The sequence below is a fragment of the Streptacidiphilus jeojiense genome, assembly GCF_000719095.1.
GTDB classification, from domain to species: Bacteria; Actinomycetota; Actinomycetes; order Streptomycetales; family Streptomycetaceae; genus Streptacidiphilus; species Streptacidiphilus jeojiensis.
Window position 1 is genome coordinate 1 of sequence record NZ_JOEH01000040.1, and the last position, 11,487, is coordinate 11,487.

The 11,487-nt window shown below is 70.5% G+C and carries 7 protein-coding genes; 2 read left to right on the plus strand and 5 right to left on the minus strand.

All coding sequences use genetic code 11. The features are described 5' to 3' along the window. Window positions 1-198 precede the first annotated feature (198 nt). Complete coding sequence (locus IF29_RS0137010) at window positions 199-4,914, plus strand: ATP-binding protein (RefSeq protein WP_157624123.1); 4,716 nt, start codon at window positions 199-201, stop codon at window positions 4,912-4,914. Window positions 4,915-5,037: 123 nt separating this feature from the next. On the opposite strand, the gene IF29_RS44140 is transcribed toward IF29_RS0137010, so the two are convergent. Together IF29_RS44140 and IF29_RS0137020 are read right to left on the minus strand one after the other, a co-directional pair. After that, window positions 5,038-5,640 carry a restriction endonuclease gene (locus IF29_RS44140; RefSeq protein ID WP_051726525.1) on the minus strand — a complete coding sequence of 201 codons (603 nt, stop codon included), beginning with the start codon at window positions 5,638-5,640 and terminating at the stop codon, window positions 5,038-5,040. A gap of 87 nt (window positions 5,641-5,727) precedes the next feature. Beyond that, window positions 5,728-6,735, minus strand: a complete 1,008-nt coding sequence (locus IF29_RS0137020; RefSeq protein WP_380523795.1) for a 5'-3' exonuclease — start codon at window positions 6,733-6,735, stop codon at window positions 5,728-5,730. Between the two features lie 130 nt (window positions 6,736-6,865). Here IF29_RS0137020 and IF29_RS0137025 point away from each other — a divergent pair, with 130 nt between their 5' ends. Further along, window positions 6,866-7,759, plus strand: coding sequence for an oxidoreductase (locus IF29_RS0137025; protein WP_030265230.1), 894 nt, complete (start codon window positions 6,866-6,868; stop codon window positions 7,757-7,759). Window positions 7,760-7,766: 7 nt separating this feature from the next. Here the strand turns inward: IF29_RS0137025 and IF29_RS0137030 are convergent, their stop codons facing one another. Genes IF29_RS0137030 through IF29_RS0137040 form a run of 3 tightly spaced genes read right to left on the minus strand, consistent with a single transcriptional unit; the run spans window position 7,767 to window position 11,427 of the window. Continuing rightward, window positions 7,767-9,791 carry a S9 family peptidase gene (locus tag IF29_RS0137030; protein ID WP_030265233.1) on the minus strand — a complete coding sequence of 675 codons (2,025 nt, stop codon included), beginning with the start codon at window positions 9,789-9,791 and terminating at the stop codon, window positions 7,767-7,769. Window positions 9,792-9,795: 4 nt separating this feature from the next. Further along, the gene (locus IF29_RS0137035) at window positions 9,796-10,644 is read right to left on the minus strand and encodes a gamma-glutamyl-gamma-aminobutyrate hydrolase family protein (RefSeq protein ID WP_063757701.1); all 849 of its coding nucleotides are present in this window, start codon (window positions 10,642-10,644) and stop codon (window positions 9,796-9,798) included. Between the two features lie 24 nt (window positions 10,645-10,668). Continuing rightward, window positions 10,669-11,427, minus strand: a complete 759-nt coding sequence (locus tag IF29_RS0137040; protein ID WP_030265238.1) for a FadR/GntR family transcriptional regulator — start codon at window positions 11,425-11,427, stop codon at window positions 10,669-10,671. Window positions 11,428-11,487: the final 60 nt, after the last annotated feature.

The following is an 11,487-nucleotide window of genomic DNA, read 5'->3' on the forward strand; positions in this document are numbered from 1 at the left end:
GAGCACCACCCGAAGCCGCCTAGGCCGACTCGTCCGCCAAGGCGTCCTCACCCAACCCGGACGAGGCATCTACCAAAAACGGACTTAACGCCCTCTCAGGCCAGCGACATCAGCCCGATCGACGACGTCGTGGTGGAGGGCCGCACGGCCGATGGCCGCATCCGGCGGGTATCGATCGGGGTGCGCCGGGACCCCGACTTGACCACCAGCGACACGAAGTCCGTCCCGCTGGTGAGAGCGTTCCTGCGGGTGGTGACCGAGCACTGGGACGAAGTCGCAGCGGGCCGTTGGAGGGTTGCCCTGGCGGTGGGCGTAGCCAGTACCGCTGTGCGGGAGACCGATCTACTGGCGAGTATCGCGCAATCCGTCCCCTCCGCGGCGGAGTTCCGCGACGCGGTGGACCGGCCCGCAGCAACGAATGCCGGCGTTCGGGGCCGGTTGGCGCATCTGGACGCCTTGGTGGCCGCGGCGGCGTTCGGCGACCCCGTACTGGCACTGGTCGACGCGAAGGAGTTGACGTGGCGTTGGCTGTCGGCGCTACGGGTGCGGAAGCTGCGGTTGGAGGGTGCGGACGAGAGCGACCGGACCACGGCCGTCTCGATGCTGCGGCGAGTGGTGGCCGAGGAGGCGACAGAGACAGCGGACCGGGTGTTCGCGGCACTGGCGGAGAAGAGCGGAGCCTGGGCCGCATCGGCGGCACGCGTCAACCAGGCGCTGGTGCGCCGCGCACTCAGCGGATACCCGCTGGCCCGGTCCTCGTCCTACGGCGGGGCGTGGTCGGTGCTGGACGGCCTGGGCCGGCGACTGCGCGAGGGCATCCGAGCGGACCTGTCCGCCAGTGGTGTGCGGCTGGAACTGGAGCGCGCTGAGGAACGAGGCCGTCTCGCCGACGCCATGACCAACGCGGGTCGGATGGGCGCAGCGCTGGTGGTGACGGGGGAACCCGACGTCGGCAAATCCGCACTCACCCTGCGTGCCGCCGAGCAGCTTGCCCTGCAGGGTGCGGCGGTGATCTCGCTGAGCCTGCGTGACCTCCCCTCCTCGGTAGCACAGGCCGAACGCCTCCTGGGACACGGCTCGATGGCGGACGTGCTGGCAGCGACGGAGATCAGCCCGGTGCGGCTACTCCTCCTCGACGGGGCGGAGGCCGTGCTCGAAGGCCGCCGGGACCTGCTTCGGGAACTCACCACGGCTGCCCTACGAAACGGGATCGGAGTGGTCGCCGTCACCCGGACCGACGGCTCCAAACGTGTACAGGAGGTTCTGCAAGACGCCACGTCAGTAGTAGGCGGCGCCGAGCAGCTGAGCGTGCACACGGTGGCACGCCTTTCCCCGGCCGAGCGACTCCAACTCGTGGAAACCTTCCAGTCGCTGATCCGGCTCAGCGCCGACGCGCGAGCCGAGTGGCTGGTCGGCCGACCCGGCCTGGTGGACGCCCTACTGCGGGCCGGCACGGTAACCGAGACGACCGACCTGCTGTCCGAGGCCGACGTCTTCGCAGCAGTCTGGAACGGTCTGATCCGCAACAACGAGGAACACGAACCCGACAGCCCATCCCCGGACGACCGTGAGGAGGCCGTACTGGCGGTGGCGCGCGCCACGCTTAAGGCCCCCGGCGGTACGATGCCGACCGGCACCGTACGGGCGAGACTGCGCTCCGACGGGGTGCTGCGCCCACCCGCGAATCCCGCACTCGCCGCAGGCGACGAGTTCGCCACCGACCTGGTCCGCGACTTCGCCCTGTGCCGCCTGTTCCTGACAGTGGGTTGGGAACCCCTGTGGGCGACTGGAGCGCCGCGCTGGGCCATCCGCGCGGTCCGACTCGCCTGCCAGGCCAAACTCCTGACTGCAGATCGAGCAGCCGGCTGGAGCGCGCTGCGCAGCGATTTCGACGAACTCGGCGAGAGCGACGGGCAGCGGTGGGCGGAGCTCCCGATCGAGGCACTGCTGACCCTGGGCGATGCGCAGAAGGCCATTGAAGACCTGTGGGACAATCTCGCCGCCGACGGCCACAAAGGCGTACAGACGCTGCTACGGCTCGCTCACCTTCGCTACGGCACCGACACCGTCGCAGACCCCTTCGCGCTCGCGCCCGTGGTGGCCGTCACCTTCTGCGGCGACCACGACCTGGGACAGCACCACCGCCATTCCCGCCAGGGCATGGGCGGGACCGTCCGCAAGCTTGTGCTGGCGTGGCTGCGCGGCATGGCCCGAGACAACCGCGGACCCGACCAGCTACGTCAGCAGGTGCGCGACCGCATCCTGGCCGCAGACCCGGAACGCTACGACGGGTTCGCCGTCGAAGCACTGGCCATGCTCGGCCCCGACGCCGACGACCGAACACAGCAGTGGCTGAAGGACCTGGCAGCCACTGAACCCGGCCGCCTGGAGCCAGCCATCGAGTCATCCCGCGCCGTCCTGAGCCTGGCCCAGAGCGACGCGCCGCTGCTCCTTGGCCTTACCGAGGCGTACTACATCGACCACCCCACCCCGGATGGGGACTCCGGCTGGGGGCTGCGGGACAACGGCATCCGAGACTACCGCCATGGGCAGGAGTTCGGCTTCGGTCCCCCGTTCGCCGCCTGGTACTACGGCCCGTTCTTCGGACTGATGAACAAGCTGCCCGCCGACACGTTCGACATGATCAACCGAATGCTCGACCACGCCGCAGCGACCCGCGTCCGACGCGGGATGCGCTACCGGGCAGTTACCCCCGAGCTCGGCCAGGCCCTGGACGGGCTGGACCTCGACATTCCCGGGATCGGGCCGCGGCACTACGTGGGGGACAGCCATGTGTGGGGCTGGTATCGCGGCTCCACTGTCGGCCCCTACCCTTGCATCAGCGCGCTCATGGCGGTCGAACGAACTGCCGACCACCTCATCAGGGACCTCAGCATCCCCGTCAAGAGCGTCGTGGAACTGCTCATGCGGGGCTGCAACAACCTCGCCATGGCGGGGCTCGTCGTCGGTCTGCTGATCCGTCACCTCGACGCAGCCGGCACCCTGCTCGATCCATGGCTTACCTCCCCGGCCCTATGGGAGCTGGAGTTCAGCCGAAGCGCCGCGGAGAGCAGATTCCATGGACGGGAATCCAACCCGGACGAGGCTGCCGGTCGGCGCCGGCTCACGCCTCGCGACGCGGCAGCTGAAATGACCCTGCGCGCCATGGTCGCGGGCGACCAGTCACGACTCGACCAGCTCGCCGCCGTCGCAGACCAACTCCTCGCCAACGCCCAGGCGATGGCTGCAGACGACGGCAGCGTCCACCTCGTCGTCGTCCAGTCCTGGGCCTCAGTGTTCCGGCCCGAGAACTACCACACCCGCCGCGCCCCGGACGGCTCGTTCGTGATGCAGTACCAGCCCCCGGCCCCCATCGCCGAAGCACTGGCACCCTCAGCTGCCGACTTCCGGACTGGAAACGAGGCACTGCGTCTGGAGCTGACCTACACCGACTACGACCACCGCGATGCATGGCCCGTGGACACCCTGTTGACAGACATCGGCCTCGCCCGGCGCCTCGCAGCCAACCCCCCCACCAGCGGCCCGCTGAACCCGGAAGACCCTGTGGCCGCCGTCGCGGCGGCCGCCGTCCGAAGCCACGCCTGCGGGCAGATCACCGTCCCGTACGAAGATCTCCAGTGGACCGCTGCCACGCTCCTGACTGCCGCCGCAAACCAGCTCACCGACGGCATGAGCACCGAAGCCACCACGTACCCGATGGCAGCCGACCGCTCGGCCGCGAAAGCCGTCCCCTCCCTCCTCCTGCCACCCTTCGACGGTCTCGACCTCGACGCTGCCGTGACCGAGGACGCACTCACCACCCTGGCCACCAGCTTGTACGACGAAGTCCGCACCGCCTTCGCCATCGGCTGCGCACCGGTATGGAGCGCCCCCTGCACTGACTTTGGCGACGGCACCCTCTGCCGGAGGCACGAACCCCTGTGGAGCGCTGTCCAAGCAGGACTCGGCGATTGCCGAATGGGCTCCTGGAACACCCAGACACAGAGCCGGGACCCGCAATTCCTGCCGCCTCCATACACGGACAACCTGCCCACCGTCCCCGCTTCCGACCTGTTGGTGAACCGGCTAGCCATGCCGATCGCCTCCACGTTCGCGGCCCGCAGCACCCCCTGCCTGACAGGGCGGGCAACCGCGCTGCTGCCGGTGTTGTTGGACGCGCACCTCACTGGCACGGATCACTGGATGAGCAAGGGCTATGCCGGATACCAGGATCCGGAGCGCGAACTCGTAGCCCGCGTCCTGCTCCACCTCGCCGCCCACGACGAACCGGAACCGCTCACCGCGCATCTGCAAACGTTCGCCGCCAACGCCAACGCTTTGCAGCAACTGCTCCACGACTTCGCCCTCCTGTTCACCTACCACCCTCAGTTGCGCGCCATGCTTCCGAGCGTGTGGCCCTTGGTCCTGGAGACCACGCTCGACGCCATCGACGCGGGCGCCGATCTACGCGGGGGCAGGGGCCACTGGGCCGATTACGCCCTCGGCGCCCTCCTGCCGACCCCGCGACTGCGGAGTTCCGACACTCACCCGGACGACAGCCTCGACGGCGCCCGCCGCGACTGGATCGCCCCGGAGGCATTGGGGGGTCTGGCCCAGCGGTGGATCAGCCTTGTCGGCGGTGAACCCAAAGCCGCCGACGCGCTGGCTCAGTTCGCCTGTACCGCCTCCCGCACATGGCAGTGCACCGTGGGGCTGGCATGGCTCGATCGCATCATCGACGGCCGCGCCGTGGCTTTCGCCAACCGCTGCTGGTTCGTCACCCACTGGCTGGCCGAACTGCGTGAACAGGCGACTCTGGACGCCAGCACACTGAAGCAGTGGCGGCGCATCATCGATGCACTCGCCGCAGCCGGCGACAGCCGTGCCGTCGATCTCCAGCAGATCGACGAATAACCCGCCAGGTTCGCGATCAGCGCGAGGCGAATACATTCGCACAGCACTCGGAGTCGGCCCCGCGGAGGCACGCCGACTGACAGCGCATCAAGATCTATCCGAGGATGAGTTCCACGTTGCCGTCTAGCTGGCCTGTGGAAATGCCAATAGGAGGTCGGCTACGCGTTCTGTGTCCTTGGAACTCACCAATGTCACAGCGGTGGAATTTGGACTGGCCCCTGGCCCGTAGCAGTGCCCTACAAACGTGGGGACCCTAAACTTCTCCCACGCCTCTTCCCTTGTCATCAAGGGGGGCTGATTCGCGCCTCTGGACTCAAAGGTGAACCGCCCTTCTGTGACGGTGACGAGCGCAATTCCGTGTGTCTTGGCAAAATTAAGGGCGCCGCTCTGGTATGGGGCCGTTGAAATCATGACCCCCTTCTGGGCACCGACGCTGAGAATCTTTTCGCGCAGGACCTGAACGAGTTCGCGCTTGATCGGATTCTTATGCCTCTTTGCTTCTACCAGGACGAGGAAATCCATGCCGGCGAGCTGGTAGCGAATGGTGGCGTCGAAGTCGTAGGTGCCGTCTACGCCAGTGATGGACTCGTGCAGAGTCACCTTCAAGTCATCAACATCGGGCTGGGCTGACCACAGAAGATCAGCGACGAAACTTTCGAACTGCGCGGGGGTGATGTCGGCGGGTGGATAGTGCGAGGTGGGTCTGGCGACGTCTTCATCAGTCATGGCTGGCCTCTCAGCTGCTTCGGTCGGCGTGTTGCAACTTGGCCCGTCGCGTGAATATGCGCCTCGGGAGATCCGTGCCCCTGTGTGTCACGAGATCTGCGACTTGGCGTCGGCGAGGGTGTCGAGGAGGCGTTTTAGCGGTGTGCCGAGACCCCAGCGTTCGGAGAGTTCTTCGAGGGCGACTGGGTCGAGGGGTTCGGCGCGGAGCGTGGGGTCGAAGGCAGGGAGCGGGACGTTGGTGGCGACGCTGACGACCTTGGGGGCGACGGCGAGGTAGTCGGTGCCTTCGATGAGGCGCTTGCGCTGGGCGGGGGTGAGCTTGCTGTCCGGGTCGACTGCGGCGGCCTGGATGCCGGCGAGGTCGCCGTACTGGTTGATGAGTTTGGTGGCGGTCTTCTCACCGATGCCGACGACCCCTGGCAGGCCGTCGCTGGGGTCGCCGCGCAGGACGGCGAAGTCGACGTACTGGGAGCCGTTGACGCCGTACTTCTCCATGAGCAGCGCGTCGTCGGTGATCTGCAGCGTCCCGACACTCTTGATCGGGTAGAGGACCTGCACGCCCCGCGCGTCGTCCACCAGCTGGAACAGGTCCCTGTCGCCCGTGACGATCTGCACGCGGGGTTGGTAATCTGCAGCCTCCCGGTCGCCGGTGACCACGTCGACCGGGCCGGGGTGACGGGTCGCCAGGGTGCCGATGACGTCGTCGGCCTCGTAGCCGGCGACGCCGATGCGGGCGATGCCGAGGGCGTCCAGGACCGCGGCGATCACCGGGACCTGGGGGGAGAGGGTGTCCGGGACCTCCTCCTGGCCCTCGACCTCGGGCTCGGCCGCCAGGCGGTGGGTCTTGTAGGTGGGGATCAGGTCCACCCGCCACTGCGGTCGCCAGTCGGCGTCCCAGCAGGCGACCAGCTGGTCGGGAGCGTGGTCGTGGACCAGTCGGGTGATGAACTCCAGCAGGCCCCGGACGGCGTTGACCGGCTGCCCGTCGGGGGAGCGGACCGAGTCGGGCACGCCGAAGAAGGCACGGAAGTACAGGCTGGCGGTGTCGAGCAGCATCAGCCGGGCCGGCGGGGTGGCGGACGAGGGTGCGGTCATGCGTTGCATCATGCCGCACGGGTACGACAGCCGCCGGTTCCGACGATTCTTGACAGCGCGTCGGGGGCGCAGCAGGCTCCCCCTGCGAAGCACACGCAGAGCACACGAGCCAACGCATCTGGAGCGCCGCATGGCCTGGACCACCGCCGACGTCCCCGACCAGACCGGGCGGATCGCCCTGGTCACCGGGGCCAACACCGGCCTGGGCCTACAGACCGCCACCGTTCTCGCGGAGCGCGGCGCCACCGTCGTGCTGGCCTGCCGGAACCCGCGCAAGGCCGAGGCTGCGGCGGCGGCGATCGGCGGCCGTACCGAGCTGCTGGCGCTGGACCTGGCCTCGCTGGACTCGGTCCGGGCGGCTGCGGCGGAGGCGCACCAGCGCTTCGACCACCTCGATCTGCTGATCGACAACGCCGGGGTGATGTATCCGCCGTACCAGCGCACCGCCGACGGCTTCGAGCTGCAGTTCGGCACCAACCACCTGGGCCACTTCGCGCTCACCGGGCTGCTGCTGGACCTGCTGCGGGACACCGAGGGTTCGCGGGTGGTCGTCCTCAGCAGCATCACGCACAAGCAGGCGCGCCACGGGCTCGACTTCGGCGACCTGCAGTCGGAGCGCCACTACCGGAGGGCGGCCGCCTACGCCCGCTCCAAGCTGGCCAATCTGATGTTCATGTACGCGCTGCAGCGCCGGCTGGCCGCTTCCGACGCCAGGACCATCGCGCTGGCGGCCCATCCCGGTTTCACGGCGACCGAGCTGACCCGGCACACCCGGGCCCCGCTGCGGCCGCTGAACACGCTGGTGGAGGGCCTGGTCGCCCAGTCGGTCGAGGGCGGCGCGCTGCCCACCCTGCGCGCCGCCACCGACCCGCTCGCCATGGGCGCCCACTACTACGGTCCTGACGGCCCGTTCGAGATGCGCGGCCTCCCGGTGCTCAAGGCCGCCGCCGCGCCGGCCCACGACCGCTCCGCGCAGGAGCGGCTGTGGGCCGTGTCGGAGAACCTCACCGGCGTGACCTACTGACGACCGTTCACAGCAGGTCGGGGCGGCGCCACTCCTCGCCGAGCACGTGGTGGGCCAGGAAGGCCAGCACGGTGGCGTACCAGACCTTGGCGTTGTTGGGCTTGAGGATCCAGTGGCCCTCGTCCGGGTAGTAGAGGAACTTCGCCGGGACGCCGAAGCGCACCAGGTCGGTCCACAGGCCCAGGGCCTCGCCGATCGGCACCCGGTAGTCGCGGTCGCCGTGGATCACCAGCATCGGGGTGCTGATCTCCGCCGCCCGCAGGTGGGGTGACGACCGCTCATAGCGCTCGGTGGTCCTGAGCACGTCGCCGAAGCCGCGCCGCCAGTAGTGCGGGGCGTCGGTGGTGCCGGCGAAGGAGTGCAGGTTCCACAGGCTCGCGTGGGTGACGATCGCCTTGAAGCGGTCGGTGCTGGTGGCGATCCAGTTGGCCATGTAGCCGCCGAAGGAGCCGCCCATCATCGCGGTGCGCGAGGCGTCCAGGTCGGGGCGCTCCAGCGCGGCGTCGGTCAGCGCGATGACGTCCCGGTACGGGTTGCCGCCCCAGTCCTGCCAGCCGCGCCGGTGCATCTCCAGCCCGTAGCCGGTGGACAGGGCCGGGTCGGGCAGCAGTACGGCGTAGCCGGCGGCCGCGGCGACCCAGGGGTTCCAGCGCCAGGTCCAGGCGTTCCAACTGCCCTGCGGACCGCCGTGCACCCAGAGCAGCAGCGGCGCCGGCGCCTCGGCGCTAGCGCCCTCGGGCAGCACCAGCCAGGAGCGCAGCGCTGTGCCGTCCTCGGCCGTCGTGGTGACCTCGGTGAGGGTGCCGGGGAGCGCGCCGACCGGTGCCGGGGAGGGCAGTTCGGCCGGCTGCTGGTCGGCGCCGGAGCTGTCCAGCCGCACCGGGGTGGGCGGTGCGTCGATCGCGGCGCGCAGCGCGTACACGGTGCCGCCGTCCGGCGAGACGGACAGGTCGGTGTAGCTGCCGGTGGCGGTGAGCCGGGTGACCGTGCCGGTGGTGTCCAGCCGGAAGACCGGGGAGTGGCCGAGCTGGTCGGCGCTGAAGAACACCGCGTCGCCGGTGGGGGAGGGGACTCCGGGGCCGGGCCAGAGGTCGAGGTCCGGCAGCAGGTCGCGGCCCCGGTCCTGCTCGTCGGTGGCGTCGAGCGACCACAGGGTCAGGTCGTAGCTCTCCTCGAAGTCCGACAGGGTGCCCCGCTCGCAGATCAGGGTGCGGCTGTCGGCGGCGAAGACCGGGGCGGAGAACTGGGCGTCGTCCGCCGATATCAGCCGCAGCCGCTTGCCGGTGGCCGCGTCCACGACCGCGACGGCGCTGCGGATCCGGTCGGTGTCGTCGGTGATCTCCACGACGTGGGCGAGCAGTGCGCCGTCCGGCGACAGCGTCGGCGACGCGTCGCTCCGGCCGACCCGACCGCAGTCCACCGGGACCGCGCCGGCGGACGCCTCGGGCAGGGTGAAGACGTGCGGGAGCCCGGGGCCGAGGTCGTGGTCCCAGAACCGGACCAGGGCCTCCTCGTGCAGGATCGCGCCGACCTTGGCCTCCTTCCTGGCCTTGCGCAGCCTGGCGTCCGCCTCGGCGTCCTCGGCGCCGGGGAGCAGCGAGCCGAGGACGGCGGTCCGGTCGGAGTGACGCGCCGTCACCACGCCGTCCACCCCGCCCGGGCGGCCGAGCACCCGGTACGCCTCGCCGCCGCCGGCGGGCAGCGCCCAGAGCGCGGCCTCCTCCTCGGCCGGGGCGTCCTTGGCCGGATCGGTGTCCGGGCGGGCGGACAGGAAGAGGAGGGTGCCGTCCGGACGGAAGGCGGGTGCGGACTCGCCCTTGGCGGAGCGGGTGAGCCGGCGGGCGGGGCGCTGCCCGGCCGGGTCGATCTCCCACAGCGCGGTGACGTAGCGGGCGCCGTCGGCGGCCAGTTCGGCGACGGAGGCGATCAGCCGGTCGCCGCCGGGGGAGAGGACGAGGGAGTTGATCCTGGGCAGGGCGAGGAACGCCCCCAGGTCGTGGAACGCGGTACGGGGTGCGGAGTCGTCAGGCATGGGATCATCCTGGAACAGGAGCCGTGTACACACCAGACCCTTCCGTGATCACCGCCTCGTGGGCCGCGCCCTCTGAGCTGGCCGCGCCGTCCGACCTGACCGCGCCTTCCGTGCCTGCCGCCCCGTCGGCCGCCGCCCCGCCGATCGCCGCCCCGCCGGCCGCCGCTCGGACCAGCGCCTGGAACAGCCGCAGGTCCTCGCCCTGTTCCGGATGCCACTGCACCGCCAGCGCGAATCCGTCCGCGTGCTCCACCGCCTCCACCGTCCCGTCGGGGTGGTGGGCGCTCGCGGTCAGTCCCGCGCCCAGGCGGTGCGCCGCCTGGTGGTGGTAGGTGGGCACGTTCATCGGCCGGTTGCCGAGCAGCGCCGCCAGCCGGGTCCCCGGGACCGGGACCACCGGGTGCACCGCGTAGGCGCCCGGGGTGGGGGAGTGGCCCTCGTGCCCGACCAGGTCGGGCAGGTGCTGGACCAGGTCGCCGCCGCAGGCGACGTTGAGCAGCTGCATGCCCCGGCAGATCCCCAGCAGCGGCAGCCGCTGCTCCAGGGCGGCGGCGATCAGGGCCAGCTCCCAGGCGTCGCGCTCGGTCGGCGCCGGGTCGGTGCGCGGGTCGCGCGGCGCTCCGTACCGGGCCGGGTCGACGTCCGGGCCGCCGCTGACGATCAGTCCGCCGAGATGTGACACCGTGTCGGCGGCGGTCGCCGGGTCGCCGGGCGGCAACATCGCGGCGACGCCCCCGGCCCGCTGGACCTGGTCGGTGTACTGGACCGGCAGCAGCGCGGCCTGCGTCTCGGTCCACACCCCCCAGCCCGCCGGGACGAGATAGGTCGTCACGCCGATGAGCGGACGGTTCATGGATCCAGCCTCTCCTGTGGTCGGTCAGGCCAGGAAGCCGCGCAGCAGCGCGGCCGTCCCGGCCAGGTGCTGGCGCATCACCGCGCGGGCGCGCTCGGGCTCCCCGCCCAGGATCGCGGCCACCAGTTCGGTGTGCTGACGTTCGCTGTGCTCCAGGTTGGGCGGCAGCAGCGGGATGCAGTCGAGCAGTTCGTTGACGGTCGAGCGGACCGCCGCGTACTGGGCCGCGACCGAGACCGAACCGCTGAGCTCGGCGATGGCCAGGTGCAGCCGGGTGTCCTGCCTGCGGTAGTCGGCGAGCCCGGCCGAGGCGGTGGCAGCCAGGCACTCCCGCAGCCGCTCCTCCTCCTCGCCGGCGGTCTCCCGGGCGGCGCAGAGCTCGGCTGCGCCGACCTCCAGCACCTCGCGGAAGAGCAGGGTGTCCTCCAGCCGGTCGCCCAGCAGCTCGGCCCGACGGCGCAGCTCGGCGCCGTCGCCCGAGGGGGTGTCCTGCCGCGCGGGCAGGACGAAGGCGCCGCCGTAGCGGCCGCGCCTGATCTCCAACAGCCCGGCGTCCTGGAGCACCTTCAGGGCGTCACGCAGTGTCACCCGGCTGACCTGGAGCCGTTCGGCCAGCTCCCGCTCGGGGGGCAGCCGCTCGCCCTCGGGCACCAGCCCGAGCCGGATCAGCTGGAGCACCCGCTGAACCGTTTCCTCGAAGGTGTTCCCCGACCGAACCGGCCGCAGTGCCGCGGCCAGCGGATCGGCGCCGGTCGGACGGGTACCCGCCGCAGTCCCGCTCATCGAGCCCCCTTCCCTTTCATTGGTACAAGGCTATACCTTTGGCTTGCTCGACCGCCGGTC